Below are 17,728 nucleotides of genomic sequence, written 5' to 3'. Positions count from 1 at the left end.
AGGGAGATGAGCAAAAAAGTAAAAACACTTTTAGTTAAGTTATTGGTTTTAGCCCTTGCTTTAATACTTGCTGATTTAGCGGGAGGACTGGTGCTAAAGTATTTGTTCAATAAACAACGCAGCGGGAAATATTTTACCACTTCACATGCCATAAAGGACGGTAAAGAGCAGGTGCTTATTTTTGGCAACTCTCATGCCGCACAGCATTTTGATGCACCATTAATGGCAAAAATATTGTCGAAATCTGTTTTTAATTTTGGGAACCAGGGGCAAAGCCTCTTATATACCTATCCATTAGTGAAGACCGTTTTATCCCGATATCAGCCTGAACTCATTATCCTGAATTTAGATTACAATGAATTACGATATGATCCTACGGATTATGAAAGGCTCGCGATCTTATTGCCTTATTATCATGCTAATTCTGTAATTGATTCTACCATTTCCTTAATCCCGGATAGGGCAGCATTAAAAGCCAAATCTCATTTGTACAGGTATAATTCCACCCTGGGCTATATCTTTTTAAATACCTATGGTCACTCTTATGGTAAAAGCATGGAGAGCCTGGGTTATGACCCGGTAGAAGGAGACATGTGTGCAGGAACTGTCAACCGTGAAGAAGCGGATATGGGAAAAATTGCTTTTGATAAAAATAAGATCGATTACCTGATAAAATTGATCAGCTATATCCAGTCAAAACAAGTGAAATTACTGATTACGACAACTCCGTTAATAGAAGCGCATGAGAATGAGAAAAATGTGTATAAAGAAAAGCTCCTCCAGCTGCTGACAAAAATGAATGTTAATTATCTTGATTATGGAAGCAGTGCAGAATTTAAGGGTAAATGCAAGCTTTTTCACGACACTTCACATTTAAATGCTACGGGTGCCGCACAGTGGACAAAAACTCTGTTAAACGACCTTCCTAAATACTTCGATCAATTCTAAAGCTGCCTTTTCCCAGGAGAAACCGGCCAAACGCTGTCGTCCTTTATCCGCCATTTCCTTCCGAAGATGTTCATCATCTAATACAGATTTTATCTTCAAAGACATATCGGCGATATCAAAAGGATTAAATTGAAGCACCGCATCGCCACCCACCTCAGGAAGGCTGGTGTTGTTGGCTACAAGCACTGGCAAATTATATTTAAATGCCTCTAGTATCGGAATCCCAAAGCCTTCATTTGTGGAAGGGAAAACATACATTAAAGCATTTTTATAAAGCAAGGCCAATTCCCCGTCCGACAAGTAGCCCGTAAGCACAACCTGGTCACGGAGTCCGGAATTTTCAATGGTATCTAATATTAAACTGTGATCACTTTCCTGGCTATTTGCCGGAAAGGAACCTGCCAGTACTAATTTCAGCTCCGGATAGCCCGATGCTTTGATCTGTTTAAAGGCATTGATCAGGGCAGGAACATTCTTTCTTTTAAATAAGGTGCCCACATGCAGCAAATAAGGCCAGTCAATAGGAATGCTATTGATGTTTGATTTGGAACCATGATCTTCAAGAGACTTTGGCCCCTCATAAATTACGACCAGTTTTTCTTCAGCAATACCGGTATAACGAGCGATCTGATCTTTAGCGTATTGCGTTGGGGTAACTATAAAAGGAGAACGTTTGGCAGCAGGAATGGCAGTTTTTTTATAAAGCCAAAGCCATAGGTGTCCGTAATTCTCAGGATTTTCAAAAAAGAAAGCATCATGAAAAACAGGTATGGTCCTGTAACCCAAATGAATCAGCGGTACAAAATTGTCGGTGCAGAAAACCACATTGCAATTTTTTGAAAACGCTTTTATCGGTAAGATCAATTGCTTCCAGAGCTGATACCGGGCATGTTCAATGAGTTTGAATATCTTCTTATTCCCCGTATAAACCGGAAAATCAGTGTCCAGGAAATGAAACTGAATGCCATTGCCATTCATTTTTTTAAATTCCTTGACCAATTCTTCCAGATAGGTACGGGTACCTGTTCTGGCTAATCTTAAGTCGCGGACATCTACTCCTATAATCAATGGTTTCGGCATGTTACACTCTGCTTTTAATAACCTTAGCCGGTACGCCTGCCACAATGGAATTTGCCGCTACAGATTTGGTAACCACACTCCCTGCCGCTATTACACAACCATCGCCAATATGTACACCGGCAAGAATGGTGGCGCCACCACCTATCCAGCAATTGTTCCCAATCACTACCGGATCTTTAATTACACCTTGTTCCTTTATTGTCAGTTTGGGGTCGGAAAAAGCATGGTTTTCAGAAAAAACCTGCACATTTGGTCCCATGATCACATCATTGCCAATGGTAATGCCACCCTGCCCGGCAAAATAAGCACGGGCACTTATACCCGTTCTGTCGCCAATGGTAATACCTGTGCCTTTTTGGGCAATAATTCCGGTACAAAACAATATGGAATTGCGTGCAATAGAAACATGATCGCCCAGTATAATGCCCTGTTCAGATAAAGCATTGATACTCACCCCATCCTCAAGAATCAGATTTTTTCCAGCGGTAAGCTGATAAGCGTGGCGTACTTTTACATTGCTGCCAATAAAGATCAGGCCGGATGATTTCTTTAGAAAAGGTTTTAGAAATAACCCTCTAACTACCTGTACAAATCTGTGAAAACTCACACTGAATAAGTCTCTCGTAGAATAAGGGCTTTCCCATTTATAGTTAGGGTCTCCTTTTAATGTTCTTATTAACTTCTCAATGATCATCAGCAGGTTTAGTTTGGGTTATCATTGGTTTCATTATCATATTGATCAGTAAACCGGTTAAGAACCAGTTAATGTAAGAAATGTATGCAGAACCTTCAAATTCCGAGGTCAGCGATGGAATGATGAATCCGATTTTGATCAGCAACACGGTTAAGCACACCTGTCTTTCTTTACCTTTCAGTTTAGGCAGCCATTTTATACCCGTTCTGATCACCATTACATATATGCACAGATATAACAATAAAGCAATGATGCCGGCTTGTACACCAATAATGATGTATTGATTTTCGCCGCCTACGTTTTCACCCAGTGTTCCCGCCACCCTTCCGGATGATCCTAAACCAAGTCCCATCGGGTTGTTGATTATTGCCAATACACCCTCTACCCATTGCTGAAGGTGTCCGATACTGGAAGGGTCACTAAAATCAATGGTGTTAACCAGAATTTGAATGATACCCTCATGATTTTGTTCAAATTGCCAGAATAAATAAGCCACATAAATGGCCACTACGCAAAAGCCAAGGTGAATGATGTGGGTTATTGCTTTTCTTTTGGTGAGCAATGCATATACATAAATCACCACGAAATAACTGGCCAGTGGTGCTCTTGATAAGGCGAAAAGTATGGCTAAAAAGGAAGCACCTAATCCCAGCATTCCTACGGTATTGATCCTCAATTTATTGTTATCAGTGGTGTATAGGCCAGCTATAACAGCCAGCGAAATGATAGAAGCCGCTGCCAGTTCCAGGGGGTTCGTGAAAAAGCTGGCAAAACGCCTGTAGCCACTGTCAGAATCAAAAGTTGTACTTATACCATACTGTCCGCTAGGCTCAGCGTTAAAAAAATAATAATTGTATTCGGCATAGCCGGTGCGCAATTGTAACTGCTGGTACATCAGGAGCTCTACTACCAGCACAGCTCCGGCTGCGATGGTGAGCAGCACCAGGTAATTAAAATATTTATTGATGTAAATCTCTTTTGCATCTATGGTACGTCCAACAAAGTATACCATAATATAAAAGGCCGTGCTTTTCAGCGCAATCAGTCGGTCGAATAACCCCTGTTCACCTATTGGTAGTAATGCATACAGGATCAGGTACAGCAAGAAGGCCATTATGGTATAATCGATCAGGTGAAACCGGGGTCGATATTTTAAGTTGGCAAGATTTAAAAGGAGCACACCCAATATTAATGCCTCTTTAAAGAACTGCATGGTGGGAATGATGCTTTTCAACCCCAGCATAAACGTAACCGACATGGTGGTGGTGTAGATCGAGAGACCGAAGATCATGAACAGCAGCAAGCCGCTGGTATTTCCCCTTAAGATCTCTCTTACTGCCATTACAAAAGAACAAATAAAGACCAAGGGAAAAATAAACATAGTTAGCTCTTTGTTGAATTTACGGTTTCGATGGCCAAATTAAGTTTTTCGGAGTGAAAAATCCATCTTTCAATCCTTTAAATAAATATTCAGCTTTTTTATTTCTTCCCCTTAGCTTAAAATAAGAATATAAGGCAAGGTAGTAGGGTGCATTGTACAAAAATACCAGGGGATAGAATAATGGCTTGCCATATCCGCGCAAAAACCAGATCTTGTTTCTATTTACGTAGTAATGAATAACAGGGCTTAAAGTGCCCTCATTGTTTTTTTTCTCTTTTCCGGAAGCGCCGGCTTCATGGTACATTTTGCAGGAAGGAAGGTAATGCAGTTCATACCCTTGTGCGCGGAGCCGGAAAGAGAGTTCCACATCTTCATAGTATAAAAAGAACTGCTTGTTAAAGCCTCCGGTCTGCTTCAATACCTCGTTTCTTATCAGGCAACAGCAGCCCGTAACCCATTCAACCTTTTTATAATCATGCTCATTCGATGATTCAGGAGTATTCTTTTTGTTATAAGTAAACCCAAGTACAAAGTTTACATACGAATCACCATTCCAGATCTTGTGTCTGTCGTGAATCCAATAAATGGCAGGCTGAACCGCGGCAGCTTCGGGATGGTTTTGCAAGTGCTGCAGCATTTTGCTGATGATATCGCTATCAACCAGCGTATCCGTATTCATGATCAATGAGTAGATATAGTCCTTACTGATGCTATAAGTTATTGCACGGTTATTCCCTTCTGCAAAACCCAGGTTTTCCTTATTGTCGAGATAAATGAGATCGGGAAATTGACTTTGCAAAAGTTCCAGAGAACCATCTGTAGATCCGTTATCGGTTAGAATGATGTCGAAATGATCAGGGTTGCAATATTCAAGTACAGATTTTATGCAATCAGCTGTGTACTCCGGAGTATTCCAATTGAGCAAGATCAGGGCTACAGGTTTAGACATTTTGGATGGCGGGTTTCTTTACCACATGTTGATACATAAACAAAGCGCAAAGTTCAATAATTACTGTAAATGAACCAAACCATTTATAATTGGCATAATGTAAGAGCAGGAATGCAAGAGCCACAGAAAATGCAAACATGATCATTGCGATCCTGAAAATGTAAACACTATTATTTTTGAGCAGTTGATCTAGTACATTTAATACGTTTAAAGCAGAAATAGCAGGGAATAAGGCCATTGTCCTTAAATAGATAATGGCTGTTTCATTTTCCTCTCCTGAAAGAACCCGAACAGCAAAACCAGCAAAGAAAAAGAGAAGAACAGACCCGACAAAGAAAATCCCCGCGAGAATGAATTGCATTCGTTGCCGGTATACTTTCCATAATCTGGTACTTTCCTTATATAGCTGGGCAGATTTTGGATAAACGGCATTGGATACAGTTATGAGCAGAATCCTGGAAGAGCCGACTACTTTATCGCAAAGTGTATATGCCCCAAGCCAGGAGGCATTGCCCCATTTAGCAAGGGCAAAAATAATAATGGATTGTTGCAGGTTAGTAGAGATGTTATTTATTGTCAGGTAAAAGTTGTCTCTGGTAATTCTCCAAATATCAGTCTTTACCGGAAGTTGAAAAGAGAGCCTAAATTTCGGGATTGCATTGAGCAGGAGGTATGAAAAAGTAACCACCGTGGCCATTCCCATAATAAAATTTACCCATTCCGCATCCCGAGCATCTTTTATAAAGAAGATGAGCAAAATAATAGACAATACTTTTGAAGCTAGATTTGAAATATTGTAAAACTTTAATTTTTCAATTCCTATGAAGAAAAAGAGAGGATTCAGTACCTCTGAGAGTACCAATGGAATGGCGTAAAGTATAAATAAATAATACTTAATGTTGAACCATTGCATTACATAAACAACCAGGATATATGCAATAAAGAATAATAATCTTATCCATAAGGTATTGTAGAATACCGCTCTTAGTTTTTCAGGGTCTTTAAGATTTCCTGCGATGTCCCTTATTCCTGTTTGATTTGTGCCATAATTGACAATGATTCCGGCTAATGAAGAAAATGAATTGGCAAGCATTACAAAACCAAAGGCCTCGATACCAATTTTATGGGTAATGATCGGAAAGATAATAATTAACAACAGTATATTCGAAAGCTGAATGCTACTCAGATTCGCAAAATTCGATAAGATATTGGTGTCTTTTATACGGTTGTATGAACCTGTTAAAAATTGTTTCAAGTCTGATAGATGAATCGTCAAATTTAGCATATTTAAATCATAATCTAAATTTATGACTAAGTTTGCACTTATCTATGAATGAACAGTACCGGACTTATTATAAAGTAATAAGTATATTGATTGACTTGTTTCTGATCAACCTGGCGGGTTATATTGGTTATGTGATGACCTATCAAAGCGTTGGCTTTGCAGATCTTCAGCATATCAATTTATTGAATGTCCTCCTCATCAATTTTGTATGGTTTAATGTAACACAACTCACCCGTTTATATAGTGATATTTTTGTTAAGGATGCCATTCCAACCATTAAGCAGGCTTTAGGGTCCTTGCTTTTGTTTGCAGCCTTCATGAGCATATTGATCTATACCATCAAAGACCTAAACCAATCTTATCAATTGCTGTCGTTTACTTTTGTCGTGTTTTCGGGCCTATTCCTTGTCGGAAAGATTGTGTTTTTGCTGTTTCGTCGTTCCAGGAGAGAAAGTCTAATCAATTACAAGAAGGTGGTTATAGTAGGAGCAGGCCCATTGGGTTTGGCGCTTAAAAAACATATGGAGTTTGATACGCATCTGGGTTATAAGGTGGTTGGTTTTTTTGACGATCATATTGAGGATGACGATGAGGGCTTTAATATTTTGGGTAAGGTAAGCGACTGCATCGAGTACGTTAAGGGGAGCAGTATCAGGGAGATCTTTTGCACATTACCCGATAGTTCATTGGATAAGATAAATACCCTGATGCGGGAGGCGGATAAGGAGATGATCCGTTTTAAGCTTGTACCCGATATAAAGCACTATTTTAAAAAGAATGTTAAAGTACAGGTGTATGGGCATATACCCATATTAAGTCAGCGCATGGAGCCTTTGGAGATCATGATTAACCAGGTGGTTAAACGAATCTTTGATGTGGTGTTCTCGCTTATTGTCATTGTTTTTGTGATGAGCTGGATGCTGCCGCTTATGGCTATTTTGATCAAATTCGAATCAAAAGGCCCTGTTTTTTTTAAGCAGCTGCGATCGGGAAAAGATAACCAGCCCTTTTATTGTCTCAAATTCAGAAGCATGAAGGTGAATTCGGATGCAGATTGCAAGCAGGCAACTAAACACGATGACCGGATTACTAAAATTGGTGCGTTTATGCGTAAGAACAGCATTGATGAGTTGCCTCAGTTTTTTAATGTGTTGATGGGAGAGATGTCTGTGGTTGGCCCCAGGCCACACATGTTGCAGCATACTGCGGAATATTCCGCCATTATAGACCAGTTTATGGTCAGGCATTTTTTGTTGCCAGGCATTACCGGTTGGGCACAGGTTAAAGGATTCAGGGGTGAAACTAAAATCGATGATTCTATGGCCGCAAGGGTTGAAGCCGATATCTGGTATTTGGAAAACTGGTCCTTTCTGCTGGATTTAAAGATTGTATTCTTAACGGCCTGGCAAGTGCTTACTGGCCACGAGAATGCAAGGTAGCATTCTTTAGTAACCCACTGTCTACCAAACGTTCGAAATGCTTTGTTAATGGAACTCTTTTTAAACCTTCCAGATGCCTAACGTGGTGGATATCTGTTCCAATAAAATCAATCATGTCTTTTTCGATTAACTTTTCTGCAATTGATTTAATGTTTTTGCCATAATGTTCTGTTAGTGATAGCGCATTTACCTGCAATTCAACGCCCATTTCTTTAATTCGTTTGTAATAATCAAATTGTTTGTGAAAGAATAAATATCGTTCTGGGTGAGCAAGGATAACCTGATAACCTTTAATCCCTAGGTCAAAAAATACTTCTTCCAGATCGTGGGGTCTTGAAATCTGGCTGAATTCTACCAACAACCTGTTACCGGGCAATGGCATTAAATTCCCTTGACTTAGTTGGTCATGAAACTGCTCATCAAGATAATATTCGGATGACAGGTTTAAGGTAACTCCATCAGGCAACTTGCCTTCCAGTAATGAATGCCCATTTTTTAAAGTTTCGGTGGTATTGGGATGGATGTCTTGTAAAGTGTGCGGTGTGGTAATCAGATGATGAAAACCTAATTCTTTTAATCCGGAAATTAATTGAATACTATCTTGTATGTCCTTTGAGCCATCGTCAACCCCTGGAATTAGGTGAGAATGCATGTCAATGCCTATTGAGCTAAAATCAGCGTACTTAGATTTATTGGAACGATTGAAAAAAAACATGGAATCTTTTTTTATTATAATTAATCAATACGAAGCTAAGTATAAAATTTAAAACTTTATGGTATGGATTTTGTGAATGGGGCTTTGAATTGTCAACAGGGATAATCTGTACAGTATTGGACTCTTAATTAATGATTATTTATCATAGAGGAGTAAAACTTAAGTGTTATCTTTGAAAAATTTATAAAATTGTGCTATTCAAGCCTATGAGAAAATTCTTTTATTTAATTGTCGCAGTGTTCTTTATGAGTTCATGTGGTGTGAAATATAAAACGGTACCATACTTTACTGATTTACCTCAGGATTCTCTGATCCAAGAACAGATAAAGAATCAAACTATTTTGAAGATTCAAAAAAATGATATTTTAGCCATCACCGTAAGTAGTTTAAATCCGGAAGCTTCTGCTATATTTAATATGGGGACAACAAGTTCCATCCAAGGAAATGTAGCTACAAATATTAATCCTGCTATTACAGCGAATGGCTTTATGGTCGATGAAAAAGGAGCCATTCAACTACCTTTAATAGGTGCTGTACAAGTTGAAGGACTCACCACAACTGCTGCAAGAGAATTAATACAGGGAAAATTAATAACATATCTGAAAGAACCTGTTGTCAGTATTCGGCTTGTGAATTTCAGAGTCTCCGTGCTTGGCGATGTTGCTAAGCCTGGAGTTTATCCTGTTAGTAATGAGAGAGTCAACGTTTCTGAAGCTTTAAGTATGGCTGGAGATTTAACTATTACAGCTACAAGAAACAATGTTCTGTTAATTAGGGAAACGGATGGGAAGAGACAATATATCAGGTTAGATATGCAAAGCAAGGAATTGTTCAATTCCCCCTATTATTATTTGCAAAATAATGATGTACTATACATCCAACCAGGAAATGCAAAATATGCAAGTGTAGATTCCAGTTACAGGAATGTAAGTATTGTACTTTCAGCTCTTTCTGTAATCGCATTAATAATTTCTCGTTTTTAAAATTGTTTTAATAATGGCTAACACCGAAGAATATAGGTCCGACTCTAGAATAGAGGGAGTTGATAGACCTATTAATATTAAAGAGCTTATAGCTAAATATATATACCATTGGCCAGTTTTCGCGGTTGGAATAATACTCTGCGTTGTATTGGCTTTGTTTTACTTAAGATATACAGAAGAAGTTTACGCAGTAAATAGTACTCTGTTAATTAAAGATGAAAAGAAGGGAGCTACACCTGGAGGTGATTTGCTGAATGAACTTGACATATTTGGGAGTTCAAAGGTAGTTGATAATGAAATCGAAATTTTAAAATCTAAGGCTCTAATGCGTAAGGTTGTCGACCGGTTAAACCTGATGATTACATTTAGAGCTGAAGGTCGAGTAATTAATTCAGATATTTACTTTACTAAGCCCGTTAATATTGGCGTTGTTCAGATTGATAGCGCTTGGTATGATAAAAGCTTGTCGTTAAGCTTTCCGTCGGCGAATACCTACTTAATTGAAGATAAAGAAACAGGCACGAAAGTTAAAGGGATGCTCAATGTACTTCAAAGGAATATTTTAGGAGTATATAAGATCGATCGTAATCCGCGCTTTAGTAAGTGGAAGGATAAGGCGCTTAATATTACGATAAGCGACCCGCAATCAACCGTTGATCAATGTTTAGAACAACTAAACGTGAACTTATCGACCAAACAATCCACAGTTTTAAGCCTTTCATTCCAAACCACAGTTCCTCAGCGCGGGAAAGACATTTTAAACACCTTAGTTCAAGTTTACAATGAAGCTGCTCTAGCTGATAAAAATAGAACAACACAAAGTACTATTCAATTTATAGATGAGCGATTAAAGCTCATTAGTGGAGAGTTGACTGATGTTGAAAAAGATGTGGAAGGTTTTAAAAGTAATCTTGGCCTTACTGATATAAGTTCAGAAGCTAATCTCTATTTGGAGAATGTTAAAGCTAATGACGCAAAGTTAAATGAGATTAATTTACAGATAAGTGTTATTAATGATGTTAATCGCTACGTGAATTCAAATTCAATGCAGGAAAAACTCCCTAGTACTCTTGGAATAAATGATCCTGTTTTGTTAGGACAGATAACGAAATTAAGCGAATTGCAACTTCAACGTGATCAATTACTATCTACTACAACTGAAGGAAACCCACTCGTGGTGCCCCTAATAAAGCAGATTGAAACCACGAGAGCAGGAATCAAATCTAATATAGAAAATATATCTAAATCTTTAAATAATACAAAGAAAGAGCTTCAAGGTAACGATTCTCAGTTTCAAGGTTCTATCAAGAAAATTCCCGGACAAGAGAGACAATTAATTAGTATTAAAAGACAACAAAGTATTAAAGAGACGCTATACCTTTATTTATTACAAAAGAAAGAAGAAGCGGCTTTGTCTTATGCATCAGCTGTTGCCGATAGTAGGATTGTGGACTCAGCTTTCTCATCTAAATATCCCGTTAAACCAAAGAGAATATTTGTTTATTTACTTAGCCTAGTAGCTGGTATAATGTTACCTGTTAGTTATATTTATTTAAAGGAACTGCTTAATAACAGAATAGAAAGTTCATCTGATATATCTAATTTAACTTCTACCCCGATACTTGGAGAGATTTTTTATAATGAAAGTACAGATCCAATTGTAGTTCATGTAAATAGTAGGAAGGCTATTGCCGAGCAGTTTCGGTCCATTCGTACTAATATGCAGTTTCTGCATGGTAAAAAGGTGCCAGGTAAGGGCAATGTTACTCTACTTACATCCAGTATGTCTGGAGAAGGAAAAAGTTTTGTTTCCAGTAATATTGCAACGGCATTAGCAATAAGCGGAAAAAAGACTGTATTACTAGAATTGGACTTACGTAAACCTAAAGTAAGTAAATACCTGGCGTTAGAAAATAAAGTAGGGTTAAGTAATTATTTAATAGGTAAAGCTACAGTTCAAGAGATAATACAACCTGCATCAGAAAGTGGTAACTTATATGTCATAGGATCTGGGCCTATACCTCCTAATCCTTCTGAATTGCTTATTCAACCTGAAATTGAAGTTTTAGTAAACTATTTAAAGGAAAATTTCGATGAAGTTTTAATTGATACCCCACCAGTAGGGTTAGTGACTGACGCTCAAATTCTTGCTAGATTGGCCGATGCAACTATATATCTTGTTCGTCAAGATGTAACATTCAAAGAGCAGATCAAAAACCTAGATGAATTATATCGAGGACTGAAATTCCCTAAACTAAATGTTATTTTGAACGGAATCCAATTGGGCGGCCAATATGGTTACGGTTATGGCTACGGTTATGGTTATGGCTACGGTTACTATTCAGATGATGTAAAACATGAGAAAAAGGGCTTATCTGCAGTTCTGAAAGATTTATTAAAACGGTTTTAACATATAACGATTTATAATTGATCAATAAATAATGAGCAATAGTTTAAAAACAATTTTGATTACAGGGGGCGCAGGCTTCATTGGGTCTAATTTGTGTGAATATTTCCTAAAAAAGGGATACAAAGTACGTGTTCTAGATAATTTCTCTACTGGACATAGACATAATATTGAGCCATTCCTAGAGAATGCCAATTTTCAATTAATTGAAGGTGATATTCGTAGTTTGGAAAATTGTATTAGTGCAACAAATGGCGTGGATTATGTTTTGCATGAAGCAGCATTGGGTTCGGTTCCTAGATCAATTAATGACCCAATTACCTCCAATGAGGTTAATGTATCAGGATTCTTAAACATGTTAGTTGCAGCTAGAGATTCTAATGTTAAGCGATTTGTTTATGCTGCAAGTTCCTCTACTTATGGAGATTCTGAAGCTCTGCCAAAGGTAGAAGACAAGATCGGCAAACCTTTATCTCCTTATGCAATCACTAAATTTGTGAATGAATTATATGCCGATATTTTTAGTAAAACCTACGGACTAGAAACAATTGGACTTCGTTACTTTAACGTGTTTGGTCGTCATCAAGACCCTAAAGGTGCCTATGCAGCAGTAATTCCGAAATTCACTATGCAATTTATGAATTATGAAAGTCCTGTAATTAATGGAACTGGCGATTACTCACGTGACTTTACTTACATTGACAATGTAATTCAGATGAATGAACTCGCGATGCTTACAGAAAATTCTGAGGCTATAAACACAGTATATAATACTGCAGTAGGCGATCGGACAACCCTAAATGAATTAACTGGTTATATAAAGGAATTTTTAGTGAGATATGACTCTAAAATCGCTGATGTGAACGTGGTTTACGGACCTAATCGCCAAGGCGATATCCCTCATTCATTAGCAAGCATAGAAAAGGCAGAAAGTATCTTAAATTATAAACCAACACATAAAATAAAGGATGGCTTGAAAGAAGCGGTTCTTTGGTACTGGAATAACTTAAAATAATTACTCAATCTCATTTACACCTTACATTTTATTTATAGAATATCATATGTCATCCTCACAAATTAAAATCGCAGTAATTGGCCTTGGCTATGTGGGTCTACCTTTGGCTCGTTTATTTGCAACAAAATATCCAGTAATTGGGTTTGATATCAATCAAGCTAGAATTGAAGAATTAAATTCTGGAATTGATAATACCCTTGAAGTTTCGAGTGAAGTTTTGAAATCAGTTCTAGTTGCCAAGCCATCTTTTTCTAATGGATTATTCTGTTCATCAAATTTAGATGATATTAAAGGTTGTAATGTTTATGTTATAACCGTTCCAACTCCTGTTGATAAAAATAATAGACCGGACCTCACACCATTGTATAAATCAAGTGAAACAGTCGGAAAAGTTTTAAAAGCCGGAGATATAGTTATTTATGAATCAACAGTATATCCGGGAGTTACTGAAGAAGAATGTGTTCCGGTGCTAGAACGGGTTTCAGGCTTGATTTTTAATAAAGATTTTTTTGCAGGATACTCACCTGAGCGTATAAATCCGGGAGATAAGGAACATACTGTAGAGAAGATACTAAAAGTTACCTCTGGCTCGACTCCTGAAATAGGCAAAAAGGTTGATGATCTTTATAAATCCGTAATTATAGCAGGCACCCATTTGGCCCCTTCAATAAAGGTAGCTGAAGCCGCAAAAGTAATTGAAAACTCTCAACGTGATATTAACATAGCTTTTGTAAATGAATTAGCCAAGATCTTTAATAAGCTAAATATTGATACTCATGCAGTTCTTGAAGCTGCAAGTACCAAGTGGAATTTTTTGCCATTTAAACCAGGTTTAGTCGGTGGACACTGCATCGGTGTAGATCCATACTATCTGGCTCAAAAGGCTCAAGAACATGGTTATCATCCAGAGATCATTTTAGCAGGAAGAAGATTAAATGACGGGATGGGAGAGTATGTGGCTCATGAAGTCGTAAAATTGATGGTGAAGAGAGATATTGCGGTGAAAGGAGCAAAGATTCTGATGCTAGGAATAACCTTCAAAGAAAATTGCCCAGACGTCAGAAATACGAAAGCTGTTGATGTATTAAATACATTAAAGGATTATGATACAGATATAACAATATTCGATCCTTGGGCAAAGCCATCAGATGTTAAACATGAATATGGATGGGACTGCATAAATGTATTAAATGGGGAGAGAGATTTCGACGCAGTAATTTTGGCTGTTTCCCATTCTGAGTTCGCTTCGCTGGATTTAGACAGTCTTTGCAAAACAAATAGGATTATTTATGATGTAAAGGGAATTCTTAGCCAGGCTGATGGCAGATTGTAGTCAATATTAATAAATAATTTAATTATGAAGGGCATTGTATTAGCAGGAGGTTCTGGAACTAGATTATATCCAATAACAAAAGGAATCTCAAAGCAGCTGCTACCAATCTATGATAAGCCAATGATTTTTTATCCGATTTCGGTTTTAATGTTGGCTGGAATACGTGAAATACTGATTATCTCTACTCCTCAGGATCTGCCTGGATTCAAACGTTTATTGGGTGATGGATCGGATTTTGGTGTAAATTTTGAGTATGCAGAACAACCGACTCCTGATGGTCTTGCACAAGCTTTCATTATTGGAGAGAAATTTATTGGAGATGATTCTGTTTGTTTAATATTAGGAGATAATATTTTTTATGGACATAATTTTTCTAGAACATTAAACGAGGCCGTTGATAATGTTGTATTGAGGAACAAAGCAACAGTTTTTGGCTATTATGTGAATGATCCTGATAGATATGGGGTTGCTGAATTTGATACCGAGGGGAATGTTCTTTCGTTGGAAGAAAAACCTGAAAAACCTAAATCTAATTATGCTGTAGTTGGGCTTTACTTTTTTCCAAACAAGGTTATTGAAGTTGCAAAGCAGATAAAGCCTTCTAGCAGAGGTGAATTGGAGATTACGACAGTAAACCAAGTGTTTTTAGAACTTAATGAGTTGAAAGTGCAATTATTGGGAAGGGGATTCGCGTGGTTGGATACTGGAACACATGATTCACTATCGGAAGCTTCAACGTTTGTTGAAGTATTAGAAAAAAGGCAAGGATTGAAAATTGCCTGCTTGGAGGAAATTGCATTTAAAAACAATTGGATAACGAAGGAAAAGCTTTTCGAGCTTGCGAAACCTATGATGAAGAATGAATACGGCAAATATTTAATTAAAATAGCGGAAAGAAAATGAAAATAATCGAAACAGATATTGAGGATGTTGTCATCATTGAACCAAAAATATATTCTGATAGTAGAGGTTACTTTTTTGAATCTTTTTCTGAGAATCAGTTCAACAAGGTTGTTGAGACAAAATTCGTTCAAGATAATGAGTCTAAATCTTCTTTCGGTGTTTTAAGGGGGCTTCATTTCCAAAATCCGCCATATGCGCAATCCAAATTAGTAAGGGTTATAAAAGGTCGAGTCTTAGATGTAGCGGTTGACATTCGAAAAGCTTCACCTACATATGGAAAACATGTTGCAGTTGAGTTGAATGAGGAAAATAAACTTCAGTTTTTTGTTCCAAGGGGGTTTGCTCATGGCTTTGTTGTATTATCCGAAGAAGTTATATTTCAATATAAGTGTGACAATTACTATAATCCACAGGCTGAAGGAGCGATTTTATGGAATGATCCGATGCTAGCAATAGATTGGATATTATCTGATGATCAAATTACGCTTTCAGAAAAGGACAAGAATAGCCGTTGCTTTGATGAGCTCGAATCTCAATTTGATTACACAGTGAAACAGTATTAAAACCTGATTAGATAGCTCCTAATGTAGGGCAATAAATAATAAGAAAATGAATAAAAAGATAGTTGTTACGGGTGGAGCAGGATTTATTGGTTCACATGTTATTCGGAGATTTGTAAGTGGTTATCCAGAATATCAGATAATAAATTTAGACAAATTGACTTATGCTGGTAACTTGGCTAATCTTAAAGATATTGAAAATCAACCGAATTACAGATTTGTTAAGGGAGATATAACGGATGTGGAATTTATAGATTCATTTTTCAATAAAGAGAAACCTGACAATATTATTCATTTAGCAGCAGAATCACATGTCGACCGCTCTATAAGTAATCCTACAGAATTTGTAATGACAAATGTGTTGGGGACAGTAAATCTTTTAAATGCAGCAAAGAAGTATTGGGTAGGTAATTATAATGAGAATCGATTTTATCACGTTTCAACAGATGAAGTTTATGGTGCTTTAGGTGAAGAAGGTCTATTTACAGAAGAAACGAGATATGATCCACATTCTCCTTATTCAGCGTCAAAAGCGAGTTCAGATCATTTTGTGAGGGCTTATCATGATACATATGGAATAAATGCGGTAATATCAAACTGCTCGAATAACTATGGCTCTCATCATTTCCCGGAGAAATTGATTCCTCTTGCTATTAATAATTTATTGAATAACAAATCTGTTCCTGTTTATGGAAAGGGGGAGAATATTAGAGATTGGTTATGGGTTGAGGACCATGCCAGGGCGATTGATGTTATTTTTCACAAAGGTAAGAGTGGAGAAACATTTAATATTGGAGGACATAACGAGTGGAAGAATATCGACTTAATTATCTTGTTATGTAAAATCATGGATGGGAAATTGAAGCGAGTTGCTGGCTCTTCTGAAAAATTAATTTCCTTTGTAAAGGATCGAGCAGGACATGATATAAGATATGCAATTGATTCAAGTAAATTGCAGAAAGAATTAGATTGGGTGCCAAGTCTTCAATTCGAAGAGGGGTTAGAAAAAACAGTTGATTGGTATCTAGCGAATACCGCTTGGTTAGACGACGTAACTAGCGGCGGTTATTTGAAATATTACCAAGACCAATATGTCAAGAGATAGGATTTCACCTGATGGAAAAATATAGAAACCATTCTACCTCAAAAACAATACTAATTTATAATTCGGTTGGTTATTTTGTGCCCCTTTTCTTTAAGGAAGGAATTCCTGCGTATCCTGTTTATAAGCAAATTCCCTTTTTTTTAAAAGTCATAAGAAAAATATTGATCAAACTTAATGTTTCTAAATCTTTGTGGTTTGATGAATGGAAAGGTAATCTTAGTGATATTGAAACTGTAATTTTTTTTTCTACAAATCCATTTGAAGCAGTTGAATATATTAAAGAAAAAAAAGCCAACGTTAGAATAATATTTTGGTATTGGAATCCAGTATTTAGAGGTATTAAACCCGCCGAAATACCTGATGATTTGTGTGAAAAATGGTCATTTGATAAGAATGACTGCATGCATTATGGCATGAAATATAATACTACTTTCTATTTTAATTCGATAAAACTCCCTTTCGCTGCGGCCGTTTACGATATAGTTTTCGTTGGAGTAGATAAGGGTAGGCGGTCTGCTTTAAATAAAATTAATGAGAATATCTCAATATCAGGTGCGAATACGCACTTCTATATTGTTGATGATTCCTGGAGTAAAAGAACGTATAATGGGGCGTTTCCGCCTATAAGTTATCCTAATTATTTAGAACTAGTATCTAAAAGTAAGGCGATTTTAGATTATGTTCAAGAAGGTCAGGAAGGGCTTACGCTTAGAGTGATGGAATCAATATTTTTTAATAAGAAATTGATAACTAACGACAGAACCATTATTTTGAACGATTTTTATAATGCTGATAATATATTTATTCTAGATGTAGATAACATCCAGAATTTAAGCACGTTTTTAAATACACCTTATCAACCCATCAATCCCGAGATTGTGGAAAGATACAATTTTGTTAACTGGTTGAGACGTTTCTTTATCCAATAAAT

At 37.0% G+C, this 17,728-nt stretch carries 16 protein-coding genes; 10 read left to right on the top strand and 6 right to left on the bottom strand.

Going from position 1 to position 17,728, the window contains the following annotated elements:
* Window positions 1-6 precede the first annotated feature (6 nt).
* Entirely contained in the window at window positions 7-948 is a 942-nt protein-coding gene (locus HQN86_RS16515) for a hypothetical protein (protein WP_172662034.1), read from the top strand.
* Here HQN86_RS16515 and HQN86_RS16510 read toward each other — a convergent pair.
* The 5 genes from HQN86_RS16510 to HQN86_RS16490 are packed head-to-tail and all read right to left on the bottom strand — an operon-like array spanning window position 913 to window position 6,307.
* Window positions 913-2,028: a glycosyltransferase family 4 protein gene (locus tag HQN86_RS16510; protein ID WP_172662033.1), complete on the bottom strand. Its 1,116-nt coding sequence runs from the start codon at window positions 2,026-2,028 to the stop codon at window positions 913-915. The two genes, HQN86_RS16515 and HQN86_RS16510, sit on opposite strands and share 36 nt — an antisense overlap.
* Window position 2,029: 1 nt before the next feature.
* On the bottom strand, window positions 2,030-2,722 hold the full coding sequence (locus HQN86_RS27080; RefSeq protein ID WP_172662032.1) for an acyltransferase: 693 nt from the start codon (window positions 2,720-2,722) through the stop codon (window positions 2,030-2,032).
* Window positions 2,712-4,064, bottom strand: a complete 1,353-nt coding sequence (locus tag HQN86_RS16500) for an O-antigen ligase family protein (protein WP_172662031.1) — start codon at window positions 4,062-4,064, stop codon at window positions 2,712-2,714. The genes HQN86_RS27080 and HQN86_RS16500 overlap by 11 nt, the downstream gene beginning before the upstream one ends.
* A gap of 58 nt (window positions 4,065-4,122) precedes the next feature.
* Window positions 4,123-5,052, bottom strand: coding sequence for a glycosyltransferase family 2 protein (locus HQN86_RS16495; protein ID WP_172662030.1), 930 nt, complete (start codon window positions 5,050-5,052; stop codon window positions 4,123-4,125).
* The gene (locus HQN86_RS16490) at window positions 5,045-6,307 is read right to left on the bottom strand and encodes an oligosaccharide flippase family protein (RefSeq protein WP_172662029.1); all 1,263 of its coding nucleotides are present in this window, start codon (window positions 6,305-6,307) and stop codon (window positions 5,045-5,047) included. The genes HQN86_RS16495 and HQN86_RS16490 overlap by 8 nt, the downstream gene beginning before the upstream one ends.
* Before the next feature lie 74 nt (window positions 6,308-6,381).
* Between HQN86_RS16490 and HQN86_RS16485 the strand changes: the two genes are divergently transcribed.
* Entirely contained in the window at window positions 6,382-7,776 is a 1,395-nt protein-coding gene (locus HQN86_RS16485) for an undecaprenyl-phosphate glucose phosphotransferase (protein ID WP_172662028.1), read from the top strand.
* Here HQN86_RS16485 and HQN86_RS16480 read toward each other — a convergent pair.
* The gene (locus tag HQN86_RS16480) at window positions 7,751-8,491 is read right to left on the bottom strand and encodes a tyrosine-protein phosphatase (RefSeq protein ID WP_172662027.1); all 741 of its coding nucleotides are present in this window, start codon (window positions 8,489-8,491) and stop codon (window positions 7,751-7,753) included. The genes HQN86_RS16485 and HQN86_RS16480 overlap by 26 nt on opposite strands.
* Window positions 8,492-8,697: 206 nt before the next feature.
* Between HQN86_RS16480 and HQN86_RS16475 the strand changes: the two genes are divergently transcribed.
* Genes HQN86_RS16475 through HQN86_RS16440 form a run of 8 tightly spaced genes read left to right on the top strand, consistent with a single transcriptional unit; the run spans window position 8,698 to window position 17,726 of the window.
* Window positions 8,698-9,474 (top strand): polysaccharide biosynthesis/export family protein, encoded by a 777-nt coding sequence (locus HQN86_RS16475; RefSeq protein ID WP_172662026.1) that lies wholly within the window; start codon window positions 8,698-8,700, stop codon window positions 9,472-9,474.
* Window positions 9,475-9,487: 13 nt separating this feature from the next.
* Window positions 9,488-11,884, top strand: coding sequence for a GumC family protein (locus HQN86_RS16470; RefSeq protein WP_172662025.1), 2,397 nt, complete (start codon window positions 9,488-9,490; stop codon window positions 11,882-11,884).
* 31 nt (window positions 11,885-11,915) lie between these two features.
* Window positions 11,916-12,896 carry an SDR family oxidoreductase gene (locus HQN86_RS16465; RefSeq protein WP_172662024.1) on the top strand — a complete coding sequence of 327 codons (981 nt, stop codon included), beginning with the start codon at window positions 11,916-11,918 and terminating at the stop codon, window positions 12,894-12,896.
* Window positions 12,897-12,942: 46 nt separating this feature from the next.
* A complete protein-coding gene (locus HQN86_RS16460) occupies window positions 12,943-14,229 on the top strand; it encodes a nucleotide sugar dehydrogenase (protein WP_172662023.1) in 1,287 nt (428 codons plus the stop codon).
* Between the two features lie 24 nt (window positions 14,230-14,253).
* Window positions 14,254-15,132: a glucose-1-phosphate thymidylyltransferase RfbA gene (gene rfbA, locus HQN86_RS16455; protein ID WP_172662022.1), complete on the top strand. Its 879-nt coding sequence runs from the start codon at window positions 14,254-14,256 to the stop codon at window positions 15,130-15,132.
* Window positions 15,129-15,695: a dTDP-4-dehydrorhamnose 3,5-epimerase gene (gene rfbC / locus HQN86_RS16450; protein ID WP_172662021.1), complete on the top strand. Its 567-nt coding sequence runs from the start codon at window positions 15,129-15,131 to the stop codon at window positions 15,693-15,695. The genes rfbA and rfbC overlap by 4 nt, the downstream gene beginning before the upstream one ends.
* Before the next feature lie 46 nt (window positions 15,696-15,741).
* Complete coding sequence (rfbB, locus tag HQN86_RS16445; protein ID WP_172662020.1) at window positions 15,742-16,797, top strand: dTDP-glucose 4,6-dehydratase; 1,056 nt, start codon at window positions 15,742-15,744, stop codon at window positions 16,795-16,797.
* An 11-nt stretch (window positions 16,798-16,808) separates the two neighbouring features.
* The gene (locus HQN86_RS16440; RefSeq protein WP_172662019.1) at window positions 16,809-17,726 is read left to right on the top strand and encodes a hypothetical protein; all 918 of its coding nucleotides are present in this window, start codon (window positions 16,809-16,811) and stop codon (window positions 17,724-17,726) included.
* Window positions 17,727-17,728 lie beyond the last annotated feature (2 nt).

The sequence above is a fragment of the Pedobacter panaciterrae genome (assembly GCF_013204795.1).
GTDB classification, from domain to species: domain Bacteria; phylum Bacteroidota; class Bacteroidia; order Sphingobacteriales; family Sphingobacteriaceae; genus Pedobacter; species Pedobacter panaciterrae.
Note: the sequence above shows the minus strand (reverse complement) of the source record. Positions and strands in the feature narration are given on the sequence as shown.

Excerpts from the sequence above, each read along its gene's own strand:
- rfbC (WP_172662021.1), top strand. The coding sequence starts at position 15,129 with ATGAAAATAATCGAAACAGATATTGAGGATGTTGTCATCATTGAACCA.
- HQN86_RS16485 (WP_172662028.1), top strand. The coding sequence starts at position 6,382 with ATGAATGAACAGTACCGGACTTATTATAAAGTAATAAGTATATTGATT.
- rfbB (WP_172662020.1), top strand. The coding sequence starts at position 15,742 with ATGAATAAAAAGATAGTTGTTACGGGTGGAGCAGGATTTATTGGTTCA.
- HQN86_RS16460 (WP_172662023.1), top strand. The coding sequence starts at position 12,943 with ATGTCATCCTCACAAATTAAAATCGCAGTAATTGGCCTTGGCTATGTG.
- HQN86_RS16465 (WP_172662024.1), top strand. The coding sequence starts at position 11,916 with ATGAGCAATAGTTTAAAAACAATTTTGATTACAGGGGGCGCAGGCTTC.
- rfbA (WP_172662022.1), top strand. The coding sequence starts at position 14,254 with ATGAAGGGCATTGTATTAGCAGGAGGTTCTGGAACTAGATTATATCCA.
- HQN86_RS16475 (WP_172662026.1), top strand. The coding sequence starts at position 8,698 with ATGAGAAAATTCTTTTATTTAATTGTCGCAGTGTTCTTTATGAGTTCA.
- HQN86_RS16500 (WP_172662031.1), bottom strand. The coding sequence starts at position 4,064 with ATGGCAGTAAGAGAGATCTTAAGGGGAAATACCAGCGGCTTGCTGCTG.
- HQN86_RS16515 (WP_172662034.1), top strand. The coding sequence starts at position 7 with ATGAGCAAAAAAGTAAAAACACTTTTAGTTAAGTTATTGGTTTTAGCC.
- HQN86_RS16495 (WP_172662030.1), bottom strand. The coding sequence starts at position 5,052 with ATGTCTAAACCTGTAGCCCTGATCTTGCTCAATTGGAATACTCCGGAG.
- HQN86_RS27080 (WP_172662032.1), bottom strand. The coding sequence starts at position 2,722 with ATGATCATTGAGAAGTTAATAAGAACATTAAAAGGAGACCCTAACTAT.
- HQN86_RS16480 (WP_172662027.1), bottom strand. The coding sequence starts at position 8,491 with ATGTTTTTTTTCAATCGTTCCAATAAATCTAAGTACGCTGATTTTAGC.
- HQN86_RS16440 (WP_172662019.1), top strand. The coding sequence starts at position 16,809 with ATGGAAAAATATAGAAACCATTCTACCTCAAAAACAATACTAATTTAT.
- HQN86_RS16470 (WP_172662025.1), top strand. The coding sequence starts at position 9,488 with ATGGCTAACACCGAAGAATATAGGTCCGACTCTAGAATAGAGGGAGTT.
- HQN86_RS16510 (WP_172662033.1), bottom strand. The coding sequence starts at position 2,028 with ATGCCGAAACCATTGATTATAGGAGTAGATGTCCGCGACTTAAGATTA.